At 70.6% G+C, this 22705-nt stretch carries 19 protein-coding genes, 2 rRNA genes, 2 pseudogenes and 1 riboswitch; of the genes and pseudogenes, 15 read left to right on the top strand and 8 right to left on the bottom strand.

Features of this window, described 5'->3' with window-relative positions; genetic code table 11:
* The 12 genes from C1I97_RS10125 to C1I97_RS10070 all read left to right on the top strand — a co-directional run.
* A 23S ribosomal RNA gene (locus tag C1I97_RS10125) occupies positions 1 to 97 on the top strand; the annotation flags it as partial.
* A gap of 83 nt (positions 98 to 180) precedes the next feature.
* Positions 181 to 297 (top strand): 5S ribosomal RNA (rrf, locus tag C1I97_RS10120).
* Between the two features lie 109 nt (positions 298 to 406).
* Complete coding sequence (locus tag C1I97_RS10115; RefSeq protein ID WP_073948556.1) at positions 407 to 1015, top strand: CDP-alcohol phosphatidyltransferase family protein; 609 nt, start codon at positions 407 to 409, stop codon at positions 1013 to 1015.
* A gap of 115 nt (positions 1016 to 1130) precedes the next feature.
* Positions 1131 to 3626 carry a mannose-1-phosphate guanyltransferase gene (locus C1I97_RS10110; protein WP_111002886.1) on the top strand — a complete coding sequence of 832 codons (2496 nt, stop codon included), beginning with the start codon at positions 1131 to 1133 and terminating at the stop codon, positions 3624 to 3626.
* 148 nt (positions 3627 to 3774) lie between these two features.
* Positions 3775 to 4671 (top strand): DUF881 domain-containing protein, encoded by an 897-nt coding sequence (locus C1I97_RS10105; protein WP_258382503.1) that lies wholly within the window; start codon positions 3775 to 3777, stop codon positions 4669 to 4671.
* Positions 4668 to 5000, top strand: coding sequence for a small basic family protein (locus tag C1I97_RS10100; protein ID WP_006134295.1), 333 nt, complete (start codon positions 4668 to 4670; stop codon positions 4998 to 5000). Before C1I97_RS10105 ends, C1I97_RS10100 begins: the two co-directional genes overlap by 4 nt.
* A gap of 5 nt (positions 5001 to 5005) precedes the next feature.
* Positions 5006 to 5923 (top strand): DUF881 domain-containing protein, encoded by a 918-nt coding sequence (locus tag C1I97_RS10095; RefSeq protein WP_441349097.1) that lies wholly within the window; start codon positions 5006 to 5008, stop codon positions 5921 to 5923.
* A 61-nt stretch (positions 5924 to 5984) separates the two neighbouring features.
* A complete protein-coding gene (locus C1I97_RS10090; RefSeq protein WP_111002883.1) occupies positions 5985 to 6935 on the top strand; it encodes an FHA domain-containing protein in 951 nt (316 codons plus the stop codon).
* Between the two features lie 42 nt (positions 6936 to 6977).
* Complete coding sequence (gene ftsR / locus C1I97_RS10085) at positions 6978 to 7715, top strand: transcriptional regulator FtsR (RefSeq protein WP_111002882.1); 738 nt, start codon at positions 6978 to 6980, stop codon at positions 7713 to 7715.
* A gap of 83 nt (positions 7716 to 7798) precedes the next feature.
* On the top strand, positions 7799 to 8272 hold the full coding sequence (locus C1I97_RS10080) for a bifunctional nuclease family protein (protein WP_111002881.1): 474 nt from the start codon (positions 7799 to 7801) through the stop codon (positions 8270 to 8272).
* Between the two features lie 211 nt (positions 8273 to 8483).
* Positions 8484 to 9122: a MerR family transcriptional regulator gene (locus C1I97_RS10075; protein WP_111002880.1), complete on the top strand. Its 639-nt coding sequence runs from the start codon at positions 8484 to 8486 to the stop codon at positions 9120 to 9122.
* Positions 9123 to 9201: 79 nt separating this feature from the next.
* Positions 9202 to 10626, top strand: a complete 1425-nt coding sequence (locus tag C1I97_RS10070; protein WP_181446662.1) for a DNA polymerase IV — start codon at positions 9202 to 9204, stop codon at positions 10624 to 10626.
* A gap of 13 nt (positions 10627 to 10639) precedes the next feature.
* Here C1I97_RS10070 and C1I97_RS10065 read toward each other — a convergent pair whose 3' ends face one another.
* Complete coding sequence (locus tag C1I97_RS10065) at positions 10640 to 11023, bottom strand: PRC-barrel domain-containing protein (RefSeq protein WP_111002879.1); 384 nt, start codon at positions 11021 to 11023, stop codon at positions 10640 to 10642.
* Positions 11024 to 11136: 113 nt separating this feature from the next.
* Positions 11137 to 11231: riboswitch (glycine riboswitch) on the top strand.
* 176 nt (positions 11232 to 11407) lie between these two features.
* Between C1I97_RS10065 and gcvP the strand changes: the two genes are divergently transcribed.
* Positions 11408 to 14293: an aminomethyl-transferring glycine dehydrogenase gene (gene gcvP, locus C1I97_RS10060; protein ID WP_111002878.1), complete on the top strand. Its 2886-nt coding sequence runs from the start codon at positions 11408 to 11410 to the stop codon at positions 14291 to 14293.
* An 81-nt stretch (positions 14294 to 14374) separates the two neighbouring features.
* On the opposite strand, the gene C1I97_RS10055 is transcribed toward gcvP, so the two are convergent.
* The 6 genes from C1I97_RS10055 to C1I97_RS10030 form a co-directional block, all read right to left on the bottom strand.
* Complete coding sequence (locus C1I97_RS10055) at positions 14375 to 15466, bottom strand: ABC transporter ATP-binding protein (RefSeq protein WP_111002877.1); 1092 nt, start codon at positions 15464 to 15466, stop codon at positions 14375 to 14377.
* A gap of 52 nt (positions 15467 to 15518) precedes the next feature.
* Positions 15519 to 16364, bottom strand: a complete 846-nt coding sequence (locus tag C1I97_RS10050; RefSeq protein WP_111002876.1) for an ABC transporter permease — start codon at positions 16362 to 16364, stop codon at positions 15519 to 15521.
* The gene (gene modA / locus C1I97_RS10045; RefSeq protein WP_111002875.1) at positions 16361 to 17182 is read right to left on the bottom strand and encodes a molybdate ABC transporter substrate-binding protein; all 822 of its coding nucleotides are present in this window, start codon (positions 17180 to 17182) and stop codon (positions 16361 to 16363) included. The genes C1I97_RS10050 and modA overlap by 4 nt, the downstream gene beginning before the upstream one ends.
* Before the next feature lie 107 nt (positions 17183 to 17289).
* The gene (locus C1I97_RS10040; RefSeq protein ID WP_111002874.1) at positions 17290 to 17685 is read right to left on the bottom strand and encodes a TOBE domain-containing protein; all 396 of its coding nucleotides are present in this window, start codon (positions 17683 to 17685) and stop codon (positions 17290 to 17292) included.
* Positions 17686 to 17751: 66 nt separating this feature from the next.
* Complete coding sequence (locus C1I97_RS10035) at positions 17752 to 19701, bottom strand: APC family permease (RefSeq protein WP_111002873.1); 1950 nt, start codon at positions 19699 to 19701, stop codon at positions 17752 to 17754.
* A gap of 241 nt (positions 19702 to 19942) precedes the next feature.
* The gene (locus tag C1I97_RS10030) at positions 19943 to 20482 is read right to left on the bottom strand and encodes a hypothetical protein (protein WP_111002872.1); all 540 of its coding nucleotides are present in this window, start codon (positions 20480 to 20482) and stop codon (positions 19943 to 19945) included.
* Between the two features lie 314 nt (positions 20483 to 20796).
* Between C1I97_RS10030 and C1I97_RS10025 the strand changes: the two are divergent.
* Together C1I97_RS10025 and C1I97_RS10020 are read left to right on the top strand one after the other, a co-directional pair.
* A pseudogene (locus C1I97_RS10025) lies at positions 20797 to 21479 on the top strand (potassium-transporting ATPase subunit KdpA); the annotation flags it as partial.
* Between the two features lie 10 nt (positions 21480 to 21489).
* A pseudogene (locus C1I97_RS10020) lies at positions 21490 to 21837 on the top strand (potassium-transporting ATPase subunit C); the annotation flags it as partial.
* Between the two features lie 180 nt (positions 21838 to 22017).
* On the opposite strand, the gene C1I97_RS10015 reads toward C1I97_RS10020, so the two are convergent.
* A complete protein-coding gene (locus C1I97_RS10015; RefSeq protein WP_111002871.1) occupies positions 22018 to 22224 on the bottom strand; it encodes a DUF5999 family protein in 207 nt (68 codons plus the stop codon).
* Positions 22225 to 22705: the final 481 nt, after the last annotated feature.

The following is a 22705-nucleotide window of genomic DNA, read 5'->3' as shown; positions in this document are numbered from 1 at the left end:
GTAAGGCTCCCAGCAGACGACTGGGTTGATAGGCCGGATCTGGAAGCACCGCAAGGTGTGGAGGTGACCGGTACTAATAGGCCGAGGGCTTGTCCCCAGGTGCTCGCGTCCACTGTGTCGGTTCTGAAACCACGAACAGCCCCGGCCGTACGGCCGGCCGGCTGGTGTGTTTCACCGTGTTTCGGTGGTCATAGCGTGAGGGAAACGCCCGGTCACATTCCGAACCCGGAAGCTAAGCCTCACAGCGCCGATGGTACTGCAGGGGGGACCCTGTGGGAGAGTAGGACACCGCCGAACTCCTTTTAAAGCTCTGGCTCCTGGGCTGTATTGCCCAGGAGCCAGAGCTTTTTTGCGTTGAGGTAAGGTCAGGAAGCATCGTTGGTACGTTTCCCCAGGAGGCCCACGGGTGGAGGTCCAGGAGACCCGCGTCCAGACGGACCGGGTCCTCACCATCCCGAATATCCTCAGCATGGCACGGCTGCTTGGCGTGCCCCTCTTCCTGTGGCTGATTCTCAGGCCTGAGTTCGGCGGCCCCAAGAGCGACGGCTGGGCGCTGCTGGTGCTGGCGCTGAGCGGGGTCAGCGACTACCTGGACGGCAAGCTCGCGCGGCGGTGGAACCAGGTCAGCAGCCTCGGCCGGCTGCTCGACCCCGCGGCCGACCGGCTCTATGTCCTCTCCACGCTCCTCGGCCTCACCTGGCGCGAGATTCTGCCGCTCTGGCTGACCGTGCTGCTCCTGGCGCGGGAATTGATGCTGCTGGTGGCGGTGGGCGTCCTCAGGCGCCACGGCTACCCGCCGCCCCAGGTGAACTTCCTCGGGAAGGCGGCGACGTTCAACCTGATGTACGCCTTCCCGCTGTTGCTGCTCAGTGACGGCAGCGGTTGGATCGCGTCACTCGCAGCTATTTTCGGATGGGCGTTCGCCGGATGGGGTACAACGCTCTATTGGTGGGCAGGAGTCCTCTACGTGGTACAAGTCCGCCGTCTGGTTCGTGCGGACGCCATGGCCGACTGAGTTCGCCCATTGAGACAGCCGCAGTGGCTCCGATGGCCCGCTTCGGAAAAGTGCGGGACAATCAGGACGGGTGAAGTCGGCCAGATCGTCGTCTCTGGAGGAGGACGCTTCCGACATGAAGGCCGTCGTGATGGCCGGAGGCGAAGGCACACGCCTTCGTCCGATGACCTCGAGCATGCCCAAGCCGCTCCTGCCGGTGGTCAACCGGCCGATCATGGAGCACGTGCTGCGGCTGCTCAAAAGGCATGGGCTGAACGAGACCGTCGTCACGGTCCAGTTCCTGGCTTCGCTGGTCAAGAACTACTTCGGCGACGGCGAGGAGCTCGGAATGGAGCTCAGCTATGCCAATGAGGAGAAGCCACTCGGTACCGCGGGAAGCGTCAAGAACGCCGAGGAGGCATTGAAGGACGATGCCTTCCTCGTCATCTCCGGTGATGCCCTGACCGACTTCGACCTCACCGAGCTGATCAATTTCCACAAGGAAAAGGGTGCGCTGGTGACCGTGTGTCTCACGCGCGTACCCAATCCGTTGGAATTCGGCATCACCATCGTCGACGAAGAGGGCAAGGTCGAGCGCTTCCTGGAGAAGCCGACCTGGGGTCAGGTCTTCTCCGACACCGTGAACACGGGCATCTACGTGATGGAGCCCGAGGTGTTCAACTATGTCGAGCCCGATGTTCCGGTCGACTGGTCCGGCGATGTCTTCCCGCAGCTGATGAAGGAAGGCAAGCCGATTTACGGCTATGTCGCCGAGGGCTACTGGGAGGACGTCGGCACCCACGAGAGCTATGTGAAGGCCCAGGCCGACGTCCTGGAGGGCAAGGTCGACGTCGAGATCGACGGCTTCGAGATATCCCCGGGAGTCTGGGTCGCCGAGGGAGCCGAGGTGCACCCGGACGCAGTTCTGCGCGGGCCGCTGTACATCGGTGACTACGCCAAGGTGGAGGCCGGAGCCGAAATCCGGGAACACACCGTCGTCGGCTCCAACGTCGTCGTGAAGAGCGGTGCCTTCCTGCACAAGGCCGTGGTGCACGACAACGTGTACATCGGACAGCACAGCAATCTGCGCGGCTGTGTGGTCGGCAAGAACACCGACATCATGCGTGCGGCGCGGATCGAGGACGGCGCGGTCATCGGTGACGAGTGCCTGATCGGCGAAGAGTCGATCGTGCAGGGCAATGTGCGGGTCTACCCGTTCAAGACGATCGAGGCCGGCGCCTTCGTCAACACTTCGGTCATCTGGGAGTCGCGGAGCCAGGCGCACCTCTTCGGGGCGCGCGGAGTGTCCGGCATCCTGAACGTGGAGATCACCCCGGAGTTGGCCGTACGCCTCGCTGGTGCTTACGCGACCACGCTCAAGAAGGGTTCCACGGTCACCACGGCCCGCGACCACTCCCGTGGCGCCCGCGCGCTCAAGCGTGCGGTCATCTCGGCCCTCCAGGCCAGCGCGATCGACGTACGGGATCTGGAGAACGTGCCGCTGCCCGTCGCCCGGCAGCAGACCGCGCGAGGCAGCGCCGGCGGCATCATGATCCGGACCACGCCCGGGGTGCCGGACTCGGTCGACATCATGTTCTTCGACAGCCAGGGCGCCGATCTGTCCCAGGGCGGCCAGCGGAAGCTGGACCGGATCTTCGCCCGCCAGGAGTACCGGCGCGCGTTCCCGGGCGAGATCGGTGACCTCCACTTCCCGGCCAGTGTCTTCGACGCGTACACCGGTTCGCTGCTGCGCAACGTCGACATCACCGGGATCGCCGAGTCGGGTCTGAAGGTCGTCGTGGACGCCTCGAACGGCAGCGCCGGTCTTGTCCTGCCCAGCCTGCTCGGCAAGCTCGGCGTGGACTCGCTGACGATCAATCCCGGCCTCGACGAGGGCCGGCCGACGGAGACCGCAGACATGCGCCGCTCGGGCCTGGTGCGGCTCGGCGAGATCGTGGCGTCCTCCGGGGCCGCGTTCGGTGTGCGGTTCGACCCGGTGGGCGAGCGGCTGTCGCTCGTCGACGAGAAGGGCCGCATCATCGAGGACGACCGGGCGCTGCTGGTGATGCTCGACCTCGTGGCCGCCGAGCGGCGCAGCGGCCGGGTGGCACTTCCGGTGACCACCACCCGCATCGCCGAGCAGGTGGCCGCCTACCACGGCACCCAGGTCCAGTGGACGACGACCTCTCCCGACGACCTCACGCGGGTCGGTGGCGAGGAGGGGACGATCTTCGGCGGTGACGGCAAGGGCGGGTTCATCGTCCCGGAGTTCAGCAGTGTCTACGACGGTACGGCGGCCTTCGTACGGCTCATCGGGCTGGTGGCGCGCACGCAGCTCACCCTCAGCCAGATCGACGCCCGGATCCCGCGGGCGCATGTCCTCAAGCGGGACCTGGCGACTCCGTGGGCGGTCAAGGGCCTGGTGATGCGCCGGGTCGTCGAGGAGGCCGGAGAGCGCTTCGTGGACACCACGGACGGTGTGCGGGTCGTGGAGGCCGACGGGCGCTGGGTGATGGTCCTGCCGGACCCGGCCGAGGCGGTCACCCATCTGTGGGCCGAGGGACCCGACGACGCCTCCGCCCAGGCACTGCTGGACGAGTGGTCGGCGGTGGTGGACAGCGCCGGCCGGTAGAACGCGGCACCGGCCGGTAAAACCGACAAGCCGATCGGTGAAACGGACAGCACGCGCGCGTGCCGGACAAGTGTCCCCAAGGGTGCCTGTCCGGCATGCCCGTGGGGCCGTGCGGAGGTCTCGGTCGCGACGTGCGACGATGTGCGGCATGCCGCAGGAACCCCCCGTTCGGAGCAACCCCGCGCGGCCCTCCCGTCCGGACGCTTCCATGTCGTTGATCACCAATGTCATGGACCACAGCCTCGACGACGGTTACGCCGAGGCCGCCGCGCGGAAGAAGGCCGTGGGCGAGAGCGGCATGCCGAAGACCTTCAGAGCGAAACTGGGGCTGGCGGCCGGCCTGGTGCTGGCCGCGCTCGTCGTGACCCTGGGAGCGGCACAGGCGCGCGTGGCGGCCCCGGTCGTCGCCAAGGAGCGCCAGGAGCTGATCGACCGCATCGACCGCGAGACGGCGGCGGCCGACAGACTCGAGGGCGCCGTCGACAAGCTGCGCGACGACGTGAGCGCGCGGCAGCGCCAGGCTCTCCGGCACAGTGGCGGTGACGCCCGGGCCGACCTGGTGGGTGTGCTGGCGGGCGCCACCGAAGTGCACGGGCCCGGTGTGAAGCTCGTCGTGGACGACGCCAGGGAAGTCGGCAGCGGCGGCAGTGGCGGCCCGCGCGGGGCATCGGGTTTCTCCGACACCGGGCGAGTGCGCGACCGGGACATGCAGCGGGTCGTCAACGGGCTGTGGCAGTCGGGGGCCGAAGCCGTCTCGGTCAACGGGCAGCGGCTGACCGCCCTGTCGGCGATCAGGGCCGCGGGTGACGCCATACTGGTCGACAACAGGCCGCTGGTGCCGCCGTACACGGTGCTCGCAGTGGGGGACGGGAACGGGCTGAAGACCCGGTTCCAGGACAGCCCCGACGGGCTGTATCTGGATGCTCTGCGGGACAACTACGGCATCCGGGCCGGCATCTCCGTGGAGAGCGACCTCCGGCTGCCCGCCGCACCGAGTGTGATCGTACGTACAGCACAGCCGAGCACTGAGAAGGGCACATCGTGATCGCCGTACTGGGCCTCATCGTGGGAGTGGTGGCCGGCCTGTTGGTCCGGCCCGAGGTTCCGGCGGTCGTCGAGCCTTATCTGCCGATCGCCGTCGTGGCGGCGCTGGACGCCGTCTTCGGTGGACTGCGGGCCATGCTCGACGGCATCTTCGACGACAAGGTGTTCGTCGTGTCGTTCCTGTCGAACGTGGTCGTCGCCGCGCTGATCGTGTTCCTGGGCGACAAGTTGGGCGTGGGCGCCCAGCTGTCCACGGGGGTCGTGGTCGTCCTCGGCATCCGCATCTTCTCCAACGCCGCGGCGATCCGGCGGCACGTGTTCCGGGCATGAGGACGATGAGCAACCAGGACGAACAGCCCGAGAAGGGGCTGAGTGCGGACATCCGCGACGAGCGGCCCGAGCGGCAGTCGCTGCGCAAGGAGTTGCCCGAGGAGGCGCCCCCGCCGGTGGCCGCCGAGGCGGATGCCGCCTCCGGGGCGGAGGGGACCGCTGCCGACGGCCGGAGCGCCGAGGAGATCTCCGAGTCCGCGCTGACGGGCCGCCAGCGGCTGGTGAAGAGCCTGTGGCCGCCGCGCTTCACCCGGGCCCAACTCGTCGTCGCCCTGCTGCTGTTCGGCCTCGGCTTCGGGCTCGCCGTCCAGGTCGCCTCCAACAGCGACAGCGGCAGCGCGCTGCGCGGCGCCCGACAGGAGGATCTTGTTCGCATCCTCGATGAACTGGACGACCGTACTCAGCGTCTTGAGGACGAGAAGCAGGGTCTCGAGAAGCAGCGCCAGGAGCTGGAGAACAGCTCGGACCAGGCCGAGGAGGCCCGCAGACAGACGGCCGAGAAGGAGAAGCAACTCGGCATCCTGGCGGGCACGGTGGGCGCGCAGGGACCCGGCATCACGATGACGATCGAGGACACGAAGGGGACGGTCCGGGCGGACATGCTGCTCGACGCGATACAGGAACTGCGCGCGGCCGGTGCGGAGGCGATCCAGATCAACGGGGTACGGGTGGTCGCGAGCACCTACCTGACCGATTCCGGCAAGAGGGTCGACGTCGACGGGAACAAGATCGAAGCGCCCTATCGCTTTCAGGTCATCGGCAAGCCGCAGGACCTCGAACCAGCGCTCAACATTCCTGGAGGCGTGGTGCAGACTCTAGAGAAGGAGCAGGCCACCGTGACCGTCGAACGGTCGGACAAGATCGTCGTGGACGCCTTGCGGGCAGCGAAGCGCCCTGACTACGCTCGGTCGTCCTCGCGGTGAACCGACGGTGCATGGCGGCTGTCCGGCAGGGGCATGAGGTTGCGGGGGGTCGACGCACCGATTGGGTGGTGCGTGGTGGAAACTGTTTGGTGGATACGGACGTTGTGAGGATGTCCGGGTCGACCGGTGTACGAAGTCAGGGTTCGTCCTGCCCCACGGGCGGGTCTGTTTCGGTCAAGGGGAATCGCCCGTGAAGTTGTTTGCGAAGTTGTTCGGCAAGAGCGCGCGAGAGGGCAGCGACAACGCGACGGCCCGCCATCGCGCACAGCCCGAGGCCGAGGGCCGGCCGCTGTTCCGGGACCAGGTGGCCGGTCAGGGAAGCGACATTCCGGGCGGTCAGGGCGCGCCGTCGGTTGACCCTGCCCAGTCGGGCGGCATAGGTTTCGGGCAACCGTCAACCTCAGGTACGGGTGGAGGGTTTACCGCCGACCCGTACGCGTCCAATGCCCCGGCGGGGCAGCCGCGGCAGGAGGATTCGCCCATGTCGGCCCTGGTGTGTACGAGGTGCGGTAATCGCAACGCGCAGAACAGCCGCTTCTGCTCCAACTGCGGTGCGCCGTTGCGGGCCGGTGCGACACCGGAGCGTGCCTCGGAGACGACGTCCACGATCTCCATCTCCGGCCTGGAGGCGTACGACGCCGAGACCACCGGCCAGACGCCGATGCTCTCTCCGGAGGCACAGGCGGCCGTCGACGCGCTGCCGCTCGGCTCGGCCCTGCTGGTCGTGCGCCGCGGGCCGAACTCCGGTAGCCGCTTCCTGCTGGACGGCGAGCTGACCACGGCCGGACGTCATCCGCAGAGCGACATCTTCCTGGACGACGTGACGGTCTCGCGCCGCCACGTGGAGTTCCGCCGCAGCCCGGACGGCTCGTTCACGGTGGCCGACGTCGGCAGCCTGAACGGCACGTACGTCAACCGGGAGCGGATCGACCAGGTGGCTCTGTCCAACGGCGACGAGGTGCAGATCGGCAAGTACCGGCTGGTGTTCCACTCGAGCCGGCAGGGCATCTGACCCTCCCCGGACCGAGGTCCGGGGAGACCCCAGGGAAGGTCCATGCTTCGAACATCGAGCGGCGGTGCGGGACACCGCACCGCCGCCGCGGACAGTGGGCTGATGAGCATCGGCACGGTGCTGAACATGCTGCGCGACGAGTTCCCCGAGGTCACCATCTCCAAGATCCGTTTTCTGGAGTCGGAGGGGCTCGTCGAGCCGTGGCGGACCCCCTCGGGGTATCGCAAGTTCAGCGCGGACGACGTCGAGCGGCTCGCCCTGGTCCTGAGGATGCAGCGTGACCACTACCTGCCGCTGAAGGTGATCCGCGAGCACCTGGAGGCGATGGAGCGCGGCGAGGCGGTCCAGCCTCCGGTGCTCGGCCGGCAGCGCGACGGCGAGGCCGGGCTGCCGGTGGTCGAGACGCCCACGGCGGCCCGGATCGGGCGGGCCGAGCTGCTCGCCGCCGCCGGGATCGAGGACGCGGAGCTCCAGGAGTGGGAGGCGTACGGCCTCCTCACCCCATTGGCGGACGGTTCCTACGACGCCGAGGCGGTGACCGTGGCCTCGCTCGTCTGTGAGCTCGGGCGCTTCGGGATCGAGCCCCGTCACCTGCGGGTGATGAAGGCGGCCGCCGACCGGGAGGCCGGGCTGGTCGACCAGGTGGTGGCCCCGCTCAAGAGGCACCGCAACCCGCAGACCAGGGCCCATGCCGAGGCCCGCACGAAGGAGCTGGCGGCGCTCACGGTGCGGCTGCACGCGGCCCTGGTGCAGACGGCGCTCGGGGTGCGGCTGCCCTGACCGGACCGGCCGCGGCGGCTGGATCGGCTCCCCGTTTCCGGCCCGACTACCCAAACGTCCCGGGCACGGCCTAGGGTTGCTGTGTGAACGAGCTCGATGTCGTAGGTGTCCGGGTCGAAATGCCCTCCAACCAGCCGATCGTGCTCCTGCGTGAAGTGGGGGGCGACCGCTACCTCCCCATTTGGATCGGGCCGGGGGAGGCGACGGCGATCGCCTTCGCCCAGCAGGGCATGGCCCCCGCCAGGCCGCTGACCCACGACCTGTTCAAGGACGTGCTGGAGGCTGTCGGCCAGGAGCTCACGGAAGTGCGCATCACGGATCTGCGTGAGGGCGTCTTCTACGCGGAGCTGGTCTTCGCCAGCGGGGTCGAGGTGAGCGCCCGGCCCTCCGACGCCATAGCGCTGGCGCTGCGTACCGGAACGCCGATCTTCGGCAGCGACACGGTGCTCGACGACGCGGGCATCGCCATTCCGGACGAGCAGGAGGACGAGGTGGAGAAGTTCCGCGAGTTCCTCGACCAGATCTCGCCGGAGGACTTCGGCAGCAGCAGCCAGTGAGAACCAGCAGCCGGTGAAACGCCCCCCGTGCCGCCGGTCGCACGGAGCCCTGCGGCCTGCCGCCCGGGCATTCGGCTAGCCTTTCCCGGCACGGGGGTACGCGAAACCACTCTTAGGGTGATTATCACTCGGCGTGCCGAGTGTGGCGATCGTTGACGCACCCCTGGTGACTGCCTACCGTCGAGGAGGCAGGTCGAGGACGGAGGTCGGCGTGAGAAACAGCGGCGACGGTACGGCTGGGGGTGCCTCCGGACGCGGTGTCCGGGGAAGTTACCCCCACCAGGGCAGCGCGGCCGATCTCGCTCCGCTGCGACCGACGGCCGTGCCGAGCAGCGGAGGGGCGACGTCCATGGCGTCCGAGCAGATCGGCTACCGCGGTCCGACGGCCTGCGCCGCGGCCGGCATCACCTACCGGCAACTGGACTACTGGGCGCGCACCGGCCTGGTCGAGCCGAGCGTGAGGCCCGCCTACGGCTCCGGCTCGCAGCGCCTGTACAGCTTCCGCGACGTCGTCGTCCTGAAGATCGTCAAGCGCTTCCTCGACACCGGCGTCTCGCTGCAGAACATCCGTACGACCGTCCAGCACCTGCGGGAGCGCGGCTTTCGCGACCTGGAGCGGATGACGCTGATGAGCGACGGCGCCACGGTGTACGAGTGCACGTCGCCCGACGAGGTGCACGCCCTGCTCCAGGGGGGTCAGGGGATCTTCGGCATCGCGGTCGGCGTGGTGTGGCGCGATGTGGAGAACGCGCTGTCGCAGCTGCACGGTGAGCGCATCGACACCGGGGAGACGCTGATGGGGCACAACCCAGGCGACGAGCTGGCCCGGCGCCGCAACCGGGCGGTCTGACCGGCCCGCGGACCGGAGCCCGGGTCCCGGAACGACTCCGGGCGGTCCGTTGTCAGTGGTGTGGTGCAGCATCGTGGATGTGAGAACCGCGCCCACGATCCTGCATCTCGACATGGACGCCTTCTTCGCGTCGGCCGAGCAGGCGTCCAAACCGAGCCTGCGCGGGAAGGCCGTCGTCGTGGGCGGGCTCGGACCGCGCGGGGTGGTGGCCACCGCGTCGTACGAGGCGCGGGTCTTCGGCGTCCGCTCGGCGATGCCGACGGCCCAGGCGCGGCGGCTGGCGCCGAACGCCGCGTACCTGGTGCCGCGCTTCGCCTTCTACCGGTCCATCAGCGAGCAGGTGATGGACCTGCTGCGGGTCCGGTCGCCGCTGGTGGAGCCGCTGAGCCTGGACGAGGCGTTCGTGGACCTGGAGGCCGGGGGAGCGGCCCGGGACGCGGACTCGGCCCGGCTGGCGGGGGCCCGGCTGCGCGCCGACATCCGGGCCGTCACGGGGCTGACCGGCTCCGTGGGACTGGCGGCCTCCAAGATGCTCGCCAAGATCGCCTCCGAGAAGGCCAAGCCCGACGGGCTGGTGCTCATCGAGCCCGGCACCGAGCGGGCCCTGCTCGGACCCATGTCCGTGCGGACCCTGCCGGGCGTCGGGCCGGCGACGGGCGACCATCTGCGGCGGGCCGGGATCCACACCGTCGGCGAGCTCGCCGAAGCGGGTGAGGACGAACTCGTACGGCTGCTCGGCAAGGCGCACGGCCACGCGCTGTACGCCATGGCGCTGGCCCACGACGAGCGGCCCGTCGTCGCCGAGCGCGAGGCCAAGTCGGTGTCGGTCGAGGACACCTACGACGTGGACATCCACGACCGGATGCGGGTGGGCATGGAGGTGCGGCGGCTCGCCGACCGGTGCGTGCGGCGGCTGCGCGAGGCCGGGCTGTCGGGGCGCACCATCGTGCTGAAGGTGCGCCGCTACGACTTCTCCACCCTGACCCGGTCCGAGACCCTGCGCGGGCCCACGGACGACCCCGCGGTGGTGCGGGAGGCTGCTGCCCGGCTGCTGGGCTCCGTGGACACCACGGGCGGCGTACGGCTGCTGGGTGTGGGCGTGTCCGGACTCGCCGACTACACCCAGGAGGACCTGTTCGCCCAGGCGGCGGACGCGGAGACCGGGAGCCTCGCCGAGGAGCCGGCCGCGGACCGGCCTGCCCCCGCCGAGCGGCGCTGGCCCGCGGGCCACGACGTACGGCACGCCGAGTACGGCCACGGCTGGATCCAGGGCAGCGGTCTCGGCCGTGTCACCGTCCGTTTCGAGACCCCCGACTCCCCGCCGGGCCGGGTGCGCACCTTCCTCACGGACGACCCTGACCTGGAACCGGCGGATCCCCTCCCCCTGGTGCACCGCATACCTCCCGGCTCCGAGGGCAGGGCTCTGCCGGGGGCAGGGCTGGAAGTGCCGGGAGCGGGGGCGGAGGGTCGCGTGCCCTCGGAGGCTGCCGTCGAAGGGGGCTGACGCCGTCCGGGTGTCAGGTCTCGTCCGGACCCGAGCCGGAGCCCGCCAGGTCGCCGAAGTCGCGGTCCGGGAAGGTGGAGGGAGGGGCGACGTCCAGGCCGTAGTGGTGGTAGAGCTGCAGTTCCTGCTCGGGGGAGAGATGACGGCCCACGCCGAAGTCGGGGGCCTCCTTGATCAGGGAGCGGTCGAAGGGGACCCGCAGAGTGCCCTCGACCAGCTCGCTGGGCTCCAGGGGCACGAAGGCGTCCCGGGAGAACAGGCCGGTGCGTATGGCAGCCCACTCCGGTACACCGGTCGCGTCGTCGAGGTAGACCTCGTCCACCGTGCCGATCTTGTGGCCATTGCGGTCGAACGCCTTGCGGCCGATCAGGTTGCGCGGATCGATCTCGGTCTGCACGGTCCCTCCACATGGTCGCAACTCATTCGTAAGCACTACGAAAGAGCACAATCAGCGCGACGGCCACTCGAAGGCCCCGGCACCCGCCCCGCTGGTACGCTGGCAGCGGCTGCTGACCCCGTGCGGGAGAGCCCTCCGGCACCACCGGAGGCGCCGAAGGAGCAAATCCTCCCCGGAATCTCTCAGGCCCACGTACCGCACGGACGAGGTCACTCTGGAAAGCAGAGCGGGTGTCGACGGCGTCCGCTCTCACCGACGGTGAAAACCGGGAGCCCGCGGGCGGCCCGGTGAAGCTCTCAGGTTGAGATGACAGAGGGGGAGGCCGTCGGGGCACCCGCGCCGTGGTGTCCCTCGAAGGTCGTGTCAGACCAGGAGGCCTCCGCAATGACCCCCCAGCGCATTCCGCTCTCCGAGCTCGAACAGGGCATCCCCTTCGAGCAGCGCCACATCGGGCCCGACCAGGAGGCGCGGGCCAAGATGCTCGCGCAGGTCGGCTACGGCTCGCTCGACGAGCTCACGGCCGCCGCGGTGCCCGATGTCATCAAGAACGCCGACGCGCTCGACCTGCCGGGTGCCCGCACCGAGGCCGAGGTGCTGGCCGAGCTGCGCTCACTGGCCGGCCGCAACCAGATCCTCGGCTCGATGATCGGACTCGGCTACTACGGCACCTTCACCCCGCCGGTCGTCCTGCGCAACGTCATGGAGAACCCGGCCTGGTACACCGCCTACACCCCGTACCAGCCGGAGATCTCCCAGGGCCGCCTCGAGGCGCTGCTGAACTTCCAGACCATGGTCGCCGACCTCACCGGCCTGCCGACCTCCGGCGCCTCCCTGCTGGACGAGGGCACCGCCGCCGCCGAGGCCATGGCGCTCTCCCGGCGTATGGGCAAGAACAAGAAGGGCCTGTTCCTGGTCGACGCGGACGCGCTGCCGCAGAGCATCGCCGTCATCCAGACCCGTGCCGAGCCGACCGGCGTCGAGGTCGTCGTCGCCGACCTGGCCGAGGGCATCCCGGCGGACATCGCCGAACGCGAGATCAACGGCGTACTCCTGCAGTACCCGGGCGCCTCCGGTGCCGTACGCGACCTGAAGCCCGTCATCGACCAGGCGCACGAACTGGGCGCCCTGGTCACCGTCGCCGCCGACCTGCTCGCCCTCACGCTGCTGAAGTCGCCGGGCGAGCTGGGCGCGGACATCGCGGTCGGCACCACCCAGCGCTTCGGCGTGCCGATGGGCTTCGGCGGCCCGCACGCCGGCTACATGGCGGTGTGCGAGAAGTTCGCCCGCAGCCTGCCCGGTCGCCTGGTCGGCGTCTCCGTCGACGCCGACGGCGACAAGGCCTACCGCCTCGCCCTGCAGACCCGTGAGCAGCACATCCGCCGCGAGAAGGCCACCAGCAACATCTGCACCGCCCAGGTGCTGCTCGCCGTCATGGCCGGCATGTACGCCGTCCACCACGGCCCCGAGGGCCTGAAGGGCATCGCCCGGCGCACCCACCGCTACGCCACGATCCTGGCCGAGGGACTCAAGGCCGGCGGTGCCGAGGTCGTCCACGGCGCCTACTTCGACACGCTGACCGTCAAGGCCGAGGGGCGGGCCGCCGAGGTGGTCGCCGCCGCGCGCGAGGGCGGCGTCAACCTGCGCCTCGTCGACGCCGACCACGTCTCCATCGCCTGCGACGAGACCACCACGCGGGAGCAGCTGAGCGCCGTGTGGACCGCCTTCGGCGTCGAGGGCGACATCGAGGCGCTGGACGCCGCGGCCGAGGAGGCCCTGCCCGAGGCGCTGCTGCGCACCGACGCCTACCTCACCCACCCCGTCTTCCACCAGCACCGCTCCGAGACCGCGATGCTGCGCTACCTGCGCCGGCTCGCCGACCGCGACTACGCGCTCGACCGCGGCATGATCCCGCTGGGCTCCTGCACCATGAAGCTCAACGCGACCACGGAGATGGAGCCGATCACCTGGCCGGAGTTCGGTGGCCTGCACCCCTTCGCGCCCGCTGAGCAGGCGCAGGGCTACCTCACGCTCATCCGGGAGCTGGAGGACCGTCTCGCCGAGGTCACCGGCTACGACAAGGTCTCCCTGCAGCCGAACGCCGGCTCCCAGGGCGAGCTGGCCGGTCTGCTCGCCGTGCGCGCCTACCACCGTGCAGGCGGCGACGAGCAGCGCACGGTCTGCCTCATCCCGTCCTCCGCGCACGGCACCAACGCCGCCAGCGCCGTGATGGCCGGCATGAAGGTCGTCGTCGTCAAGACCGCCGAGGACGGCGAGATCGACGTCGAGGACCTGCGGGCGAAGATCGAGCAGTACCGCGACGAGCTCGCGGTACTGATGATCACCTACCCGTCCACGCACGGCGTGTTCGAGGAGCACGTCGCCGACATCTGCGCGCAGGTCCACGAGGCCGGCGGCCAGGTGTACGTCGACGGCGCCAACCTCAACGCCCTGGTCGGCCTCGCCAAGCCGGGCCACTTCGGCGGCGACGTCTCCCACCTGAACCTGCACAAGACGTTCTGCATCCCGCACGGCGGCGGCGGTCCGGGCGTCGGCCCGGTGGCCGTACGCTCCCACCTGGCGCCGTACCTGCCCAACCACCCGCTGCAGCCCGAGGCCGGTCCCGCGACCGGGGTCGGCCCGGTCTCGGCCGCGCCGTGGGGCTCGGCGGGCATCCTGCCCATCTCCTGGGCGTACGTCCGTCTGATGGGCGGCGAGGGCCTCAAGCGGGCCACGCAGGTGGCCGTCCTGTCCGCCAACTACATCGCCAAGCGCCTCGAGCCGCACTACCCGGTGCTCTACACCGGCCCCGGCGGCCTGGTCGCGCACGAGTGCATCATCGACCTGCGGCCGCTGACCAAGGCGACCGGCGTGACCGTGGACGACATCGCCAAGCGGCTGATCGACTACGGCTTCCACGCGCCGACGATGTCCTTCCCGGTCGCCGGCACGCTCATGATCGAGCCGACGGAGTCCGAGGACCTGGCCGAGCTGGACCGGTTCTGCGAGACGATGATCGCGATCCGCGCCGAGATCGAGAAGGTCGCCTCCGGCGAGTGGCCCGCGGACGACAACCCGCTGCGGAACGCCCCGCACACCGCCGCCGCGCTCGGCGGCCAGTGGCAGCACGCCTACAGCCGTGAGGAGGCCGTCTTCCCGGCCGGTGTCTCGGCCGCCGACAAGTACTGGCCGCCGGTGCGGCGTATCGACCAGGCCTTCGGCGACCGGAACCTGGTCTGCTCCTGCCCGCCGCTGGACGCGTACGAGGACTGAGCGCCGTAGCACGCGTGAGGGGCCCCGCCCCGGCCGTTTCGAGGCCGGGGCGGGGCCCTCGTCCGTGCGGGCGCGGTCGGGTCAGGCCGGGTAGGCGTGCGTCTGCGCCGCCTTGACGGTCGCCCAGACCACCGCACCCGGGTGCAGACCGAGTTCGGCGGCGGCGACCGTCGTCAGATCGGCGGTGAGGGGGAGGGAACCGGTGAGGTCCGCGCGGATCTGGTCGCCGTGCGTCTCCAGGCCGGCGACCTCGCAGCGCCACAGGTTGCGCGCGCTGGAGCCGGTGGGGCGGTCCCGGTGGAGGGTGACCGCGCCCGGCGGGAAGGCCACGAACACCGGTCCCGACAGGTCCTCGGTGGTGGTGAGGGCGGGCCCGGCCGCCAGCCGGACGGTGTGCCCGTCGGCCTGGCCGCGGTAGAGGTTCAGGCCGACCAGTTGCGCGATGTAGTCCGTGCGCGGACGGCGGGCGATGTCGGACGGGGTGCCCTCCTGGACGACCCGGCCGTGCTCGACGACGACCAGCCGGTCGGCCAGCACCATCGCGTCCAGCGGGTCGTGGGTGACCAGGACGGCGACGGCCTCGAACTCGGCGAGGTGCCGCCTCAGCTGCGCGCGGACCTCCAGGCGGGTACGGGCGTCGAGCGCGGCGAGCGGCTCGTCCAGGAGCAGCAGCCGGGGCCGGGTGGCCAGGGCTCGGGCGAGGGCCACGCGCTGGGCCTGGCCGCCGGACAGACGGCGGGGCTTGGCACCGGCGTGACCGGCCAGGCCCATGCGGGCCAGCCACCCGGCGGCCTGCGCGCGGGCCTCGGCCTTGGTCGCGCCCTGGCAGCGCGGTCCGAACGCGACGTTGTCCAGGGCGGACAGGTGCGGGAAGAGCAGGTAGTCCTGGAAGACGACCCCGACCGGCCGCGCCTCGGGCGGCGTACGGTCCAGGGCGGCGCCGTCCAGGCGCAGGTGCCCGTCGGTGAGCGGGACCAGGCCGGCGAGCGCGCGCAGGGCCGTGGTCTTGCCGGCGCCGTTCGGGCCGAGCAGCGCGACGACGTCCCCGGGAGCGGCGGTCAGGGCCACATCGAGGCGGAAGGCGCCGCGGTCGACGACGAGACGGGCGTCCAGGCCCTCGCCGGGCAGGCCCCGGTCGCGGAGGCCGGCCGGGGTCTCGTCGATGTCGGTCATGAGGCGATCGTCCTGGACGCGGGGCGGATCATGGTAGGGGACAAGGCCGTGGTCACGTGGAGGCCGTCATCCAACGGTCCCGCAGACCGGCCAGTACCGCGATCGACACCGCCAGCAGCACCAGGCTCAGGGCGATCGCGGCGGCCGGGTCGTTCTGCAGGGCCAGGTAGACCGCCAGCGGCATGGTCTGCGTACGGCCGGGGAAGTTGCCCGCGAACGTGATCGTCGCGCCGAACTCGCCGAGCGCCCGCGCCCAGGCGAGCACGGCGCCCGCGGCGACGCCGGGCGCGATCAGCGGCAGGGTGACCCGGCGGAACGCGGTGAAGCGGGAGGCACCCAGCGTGGTGGCCGCCTCCTCGTAGCGCGGGTCCGCGGCCCGCAGCGTGCCCTCGACGCTGATGACGAGGAACGGCATGGCCACGAACGCCTCCGCGACCACCACCCCGGCGGTGGTGAACGGCAGCGTGATCCCGAACCAGGCGTCCAGCCACTGCCCGACGACGCCGCCCCGGCCCAGCGCCAGCAGCAGGGCCACACCGCCCACCACCGGGGGCAGCACGAGCGGCAGCGTCACCAGGGCCCGTACCAGTCCGCGCCCGGGGAAGTCCGTACGGGCCAGCAGCCAGGCCAGCGGGACGCCGAGGACCAGGCTCACGGCGGTGGCGGCGGTGGCGCTGACCAGGGACAGCTGGAGCGCCTGCCACACCTCGGCGCTGGTCAGCTGCTCCGGCAGGCTGCGCCAGGGGGCCCGGATCAGCAGGGCGAGCAGCGGCAGCAGCAGGAAGGCGAGGCCCACCAGGGCGGGCAGCAGGAGGGGCAGCGGTACGCCGCCGAGGGCACGCGCGCGCCGCGACCCGTTCTCCGGGGCCGCGGTGCGGGCCTTGTCGACCTCGGTCATGGCTTCAGGAACCCCACCCGGGTCAGGACCCGCCGGCCCTCGGCGGACGTCACCAGCTCGATGAACGCCCTGGCCGCGGTGGCGTTGGGCGCGTTCTTGAGCAGGGTGATCGGGTAGTCGTTGAGGGCCTCGGCCGACTCGGGGAACCCCACGCCCCGGACCCGTCCGCCGGCGGCCTTCACGTCGGTCCTGTAGACGAGGGCCGCGTCGGCCTCGTTCAGCTCGACCTTCGTCAGAGCGCTCTTGACGTCCTGCTCGTAGGAGACGGGCGTCAGCTTGAGGTGGCTCGCGTCCAGTGCCTTCCGGGCGGCGGCGCCGCAGGGCACCGCCTTGTCGCACAGAACGACCTTCAGGCCGGGCCGGGTGAGGTCCCTCAGGGAGGAGATCCTGTGCGGGTCGCCCGGCGGGGTCGCGATCTCCAGCTGGTTGCGGGCGAAGGTGACCGGAGTGCCGGCCGCGTCCTTCCCGTCGGTCACGGTCGCCATGGTCCTGGCGCTGGCGGCGGCGAACACGTCGGCGGGGGCGCCGTTGGTGATGCTCGCGGCGAGCGTGTCGCTGCCGCCGAAGCTGAAGGTGACCCTGGTGCCCGGATGCTGCCGCTCGAACTTCCTGCCGAGCGTCGTGAAGCTCTCCTTCAGTGAGGCGGCGGCGAAGACGGTCACCGTGCCGGACGGCTTCGGCGTGCCGTGTGCCGAGGAGCCGGAGTCCTCCGACGACGAGCCCTTGGAGGAGGAGCACGCGCTCAGCGCCAGCAGCGCCGCGACGCCCGTACTGGCCATCCGCAGCGTCCTGGTCCGGTGTGCGGAACGGATCGTCATGCCGTGATGATACTGCCGCAACTGCCAGGTACGACTCTCTTGTTGGCTCGCATGAGCCCGGGAAAAGCCGTCTAGGTCTCGCATGTGCGTTTGTGTGCGATGGCCGGTCAAGCGCGGTCGACATGGACGTTCGTCGACTTCACGCGGGCGGTGGCCTCCATGCCGACCTCCAGGCCCAGTTCCTCGACGGCCTCCCGGGTCAGCAACGAGACCAGGCGGTGCGGGCCGGCCTGGATCTCGACCTGGGCCGCGACGTCACCGAGCTTGATGGCGGTCACGATCCCCGGGAAGGCGTTGCGGACCGAGGTGTACGAGGGAGCCTCCTCACCGCCCCCGGTCCTGGCGAGCTCGACGGAGAAGGCGGCGAGGTCCCGCCCGTCGATGAGCCGCCGCCCGCTGTCGTCGCGGTGGGTGGCCACCCGGCCGGCGTCCGCCCAGCGGCGCGCGGTGTCCGGGCTGACGCCGAGCAGTCGGGCCGCCTGCCCGATCGTGTAGGACTGCATGCCGGCCACGATAGGGCTGCGGACGGCGCACGGTGACCCGGGGCCGGCCGCCGGCGGGCGTGGCGCTCAGCCGGTGTGCACGCGCGGGCGCCTGGCGCGGTCCGGCTCCGCCTCGCGCAGCACCTCACGGGTGACCGGGGCGACCTCGCCCTGGCCGAAGAGGAAGAAGCGCAGGAAGTTGGCGAGGGGGTTGCCCTCCGTCCACTGGAAGTAGATGTGCGGGATGCACCCCGTCTTCTCCCGGACGTGCAGGAGAAGGGCGGCCAGGGCGTTGGGGACGGAGGCGGACTCCAGGGCCAGCACCCGGTAGCGGTCGTGCACGACCTCGCCGCGCACCGTCAGGCCGGTCTCGAACTCCGAGGGGTCGGTGACCGTCACCTCGACGAAGACGAAGTCCTCCGTGGGCGGGATGTCGCTGTCGCTGCGGATCTGCTCGAGCTTGTCGCGGTACTCGGCCTTGTCCTGTTGGCGGGGTTCGTGGGCGATGAACCGGATCTTGCGGCTGGCGATGTCCCTGACGAACCGTTCCGCCATGTCGTCCAGCGTCACGCTGGTCACCCGCAGCTCGAAGGAGCGGGCCAGCCGCGACAGCAGCGAGACCAGGATGATCCCGGCGATGAAGCAGGCGCCGATCTTCACGCCGTCGGGGCGCTCGATGACGTTGACGACGGTCGTGTAGAGGAAGACGGCCGAGATCACGCCGAACGCGATGGTCCAGTTGCGCTGGCCGGCCTTGCGGGCGGCGATGGTCACCGCGATCGCCGCGGAGCTGATCAGGACGAGCACGCCCGTGGCGTACGCGCCGCCCTGCTTGTCGACGTTGGCGTCGAAGATCCAGGTGACCAGGAAGCCGATCAGGGTGAAGACGATGACCATCGGGCGGACCGCCCGGGCCCAGTGCGGGGCCATGCCGTAGCGGGGCAGGTACCGCGGCATCAGGTTGAGCAGTCCGGCCATCGCGGAGGCGCCCGCGAACCACAGGATCAGGATCGTGGAGATGTCGTAGACCGTGCCGAAGCTGCTGCCGAGGTATTCGTGCGCCAGGTAGGCCAGCGCACGGCCGTTGGCCTGGCCGCCCGGCTTGAACTCCTTCGCCGGGATCAGCAGCGTGGTGATGAAGCTGCTGGTGATCAGGAAGACGCTCATGATGAGCGCGGCCGTGGTGAGCAGTTTCCTGGTGTCCCGGATGCGGCCGGTCGGCCGCTCCTCGGTGTCGTCCGGGTCGCCCCGGACGTGCGGCATGACGGCGACGCCGGTCTCGAAGCCGGACAGGCCCAGCGCGAGCTTGGGGAAGACCAGCAGGGCCACGCCGACCATGAGGAAGACGTTGCCGTGCTGGGCGGTCAGGGCACTGGTCCAGTCGGTGATCACATGACCGGCGGTGAGGACGTGCCCCACGCCGACGACCACCACGACGGCGTTCAGCGCCAGGTAGACGCCGACCAGCGCGAACGCCACGCCGATCGCCTCCACGAAGCCCTTGAGGAACACCGCGCCGAGCAGGGCCACCAGCAGGAGTGTGATCAGCATCTGGTGGCCGTGCAGCGCGTTCGTCAGGTGCGGGTTCTGCACCAGGTGGGTGGAGGCGTCGGCGGCCGACAGGGTCATGGTGATCAGGAAGTCGGTGGCGGCGAAGCCGAGCAGGGTGAGCACGAACAGCTTGCCCTGCCAGAACGACAGCAGCCGCTCCAGCATCGCGATCGACCCCGCGCCGTGCGGGCTCTCCTCGGCCACCCTTCGGTACACCGGCAAGGCGCCCACGAGGGTGATGAGGACCAGGACGAGGGTCGCGATCGGAGACAGCAGGCCGGCCGCGAGGGCCGCGATGCCGGGCTGGTAGCCGAGGGTCGAGAAGTAGTCCACGCCGGTCAGGCACATCACCCTGTACCACCGCTGTCCCTCGTGCGGGTGCTCCGGCACGGCGTGCGGGGCCTGCTGGATCCCCTTGCCCATGTCGGACAGGCCCTCCAGCATCCAGGTGCGCAGACGACTGGGAGGGCGTTCGATGGTGGCCATGGCCCTGCTCCTGAGGGACGGCTCGGCGTGTGGATCGGGCCATCACGCGGACAGACAACCAGCGTATGCGGAGAGTGACACAGGGGCCCACGGATACCCGGGCGGGCAACCGTCAATCTTCCGTTAAGAAAGGCCGCGACGCCGGCGAAGTCACCGCTGGACCAGCAGGCTCTCGGGTTTCACGCCGTCCTGGACGGTGAGGCGGACGCGGGACGCCGGGACCGGGGGCGGACACCCAGCGTCATGGTTCCAGACCGGAGACCCGGAACACGGCCAGCGCGGTCTCGCGGTCGACCTGCTCGGACAGGTGGCGCAGCTCCTTCGCACCGCACCGCAGAAGGCCCGCCGCCGCGGAGAGCCGTACGTCCTCGTCAAGGCGGTGCCAGACCGCGGGATTGTCCGTCAGGACCTCGAGGTCGAGCTCCACCCGCCCGCCGAGGGCGTCGAGCAGGACCAGCCGCCGGCAGACGCCGTCCACCGAACGCACCGACACCAGCAGGTCGGTACGGACCAGGCGGCTGTGCAGCAGTGACCGTGAGGCGACCCAGCCCTGACCGACGCGGACGCGGGGCGGGCACAGCGCCACGAAGAGCAGCACCGAGAGCGTGAGCCAGAGCGCCCCGCGCCACCATGTGAGGCCGCCCGTGCCCCAGTCGGTCAGAAGCAGCAGGCCGAGCAGCGCCACCGAGCAGCGGACCGAGGTGCGCAGGTCTCGCGCCCAGCGGCGGTCGCGGACCATACGGCCCGGGTCCCGCCCGGCCGCGTCGGCGCCGTGTCCCATGCGTCTGACGTTAGGGCCCTTCGAGAGCTGTGGCGCCGGCCCTTGACACGCCCCTGACGCGCGCACGCCTCTTCTTGACGCCACACCGACGGCGCCGCCGAGCGGCGAGCCGTAAGGGGTTCGTCAAGGGTGGGGGAAGCGCCGTGAGGGAGCCGCCAACGGTGGTCGGATTCGGGCGGGGAGGTCGTTTCCTCGAAGCGTCGATGTCCGTTCGTCACCTCACTCCAGGAGTCCGCGATGGCCGACCCGGCCTTCGTCGTCAAGGGGGTGACGAGGCTGTGACCGCCGAGAGCGTCGTCGGCCTGGCCGTGGCCTTGGTGCGCGGCACCGTACGCGTCCTCCTCCCGCCGGCCGCCGCGGCCGCGGTCGTGCTGGTGGCCTGCGGGGCGATCCAGGACTTCTCCGGCATCCACGAGGTCGGCCGATTCTTCAACGGGCACGGCCTGGGCGGTTCGCAGCAGTGGAACGGCGGCGGCTGCTTCAGCGCCAACAGCGCTCACCCCTTCGAGAACCCGACACCGTTCACCGACCTCTTCGAGATCTTCTTGATCCTGGCGATCCCGTTCTTCCTGACCCGCGCCTTCGGCGTCATGGTCGGCTCGGTCCGGCAGGGCTGCACGATCCTCACGGCCATGGCCGCCGTCCGGCTCGGTTTCGTCACCCTCATGATGTGGACCGAGTTCGCCCACCACGAGGGCGCCCTGCGGATCGAGGGCGGAGCGATGGAGGGCAAGGAGGCCCGCTTCGGCGCCGGAACCTCCTCGATCTTCGCGGTGTCGACCACGCTCACCTCGACCGGCACCGTCGACTCCGCCCACTCGTCGCTCACCGGGTTCGGGGCGGCGTCGCGATGCCCGGCATGATGCCGGGCGGGATCGCGTCCGGCGGTGTCGGCTCGGGCCTGGACGACATCCTCGTCACGGCGGTCATCGCCGTGTTCATCGCCGGTCTGATGGTCGGGCGCACACCCGAGTACCTGGGCAAGAAGAACGGCTCGGCCTTCGCCGGTCCTGTCCGGGGCCACCAACCTCGCCGCCGACGACCCCAGGCTGGTCAAGGCGGTCGAGCGAGCCCGGGCCTGGGTGGTGAGGGCCAACTCCACGCCCGGCTACAAGGTGAAGCCCTCCCCGGTGCCGGCCGACGCCGTGGCCTCCTCCGGGTCCGGCCTCGACCCGGACATCTCCCCGGCGTACGCGCGTCTCCAGGTCCACCGGGTCGCCGAGCGCGACCACCTGCCGGTCGCCCGGGTCGAGCGGCTGGTGCGGGAGCACGTCGAGGGCCGCACCCTCGGCTTCATCGGCGAGCCGCGTGTCAACGTCCTCCGACTCAACCTCGCGCTCAGGGAGTTGACCGCGGGCCGCTGGCGGCGGCCCGGTGTCCGGCAAGGCGCTGGAGGGGCCGCTGCCGGTGCGGTCCGGACTCTCCGTCCGCGTGGACGAGGCATACCACTATGCCCTGGAGGCGTTCGCGCGGACGACGTGCCACCGCCTGCCGCAAGTGATCCGCGGGCGGTTCGCCCGGAACCGCCCGGGTGCTCAGGCGGCGGTCGCCACTTGGCCGGTGTCCAGCGGGCGGTGCGGGGCGATGACCCGGCCGTCCGGCAGGAGCTCACCGGTGTCCTCGAAGAGCAGGACGCCGTTGCACAGCAGGCTCCAGCCCTGCTCCGGGTGGTGCGCCACGAGACGGGCGGACTCCCGGTCGGCGGAGTCGGCTGAGGGGCACGGTGGCTGGTGCTGGCACATGGATGGGTTCTTTCGCTCTGTCGTGTGGTCCGTGTCGGCTGACGTGTGCGTCCTGCGGCTGGTGGCATCCGCCATGGCAGCCTCCCCCGTTCGACGAGTCGGTCGGAAACCAGTGTTCCCCCGCGGGCGTGATTCCGCAGGGATTTCGCGGCACCGCTTCTCATGGGTTGGAGACGCGTCGCACGGACGAGCGGTTCATCCCAACGACACTGTCACTTCGGGCGGTTCGTGGCGGCCGGATGGGGCTGGTCCGACGGCACCCGCCTCTTTTCCGGGCTGAACGGCCTCGTACCCCGCCTCCGGGGAATCCGGCAGCGGGGTACGAGGGTGCTCGAAGGGCGGGATGTCAGGCAGGGGAGCTCATGAGCTGGGCTGTCCTCACCCGATGGGTGAGGACCGGCAGCAGGTCGGCGACCCGGTGCGGCCGGTGGGCGGCTATCCCGGGCGGGGCCGGCGCGAGCGGTACGAGCAGGTCGGCGGG

It is taken from the genome of Streptomyces sp. NTH33 (genome assembly GCF_003236365.1).
Lineage (GTDB): Bacteria > Actinomycetota > Actinomycetes > Streptomycetales > Streptomycetaceae > Streptomyces.
Note: the sequence above shows the minus strand (reverse complement) of the source record. Positions and strands in the feature narration are given on the sequence as shown.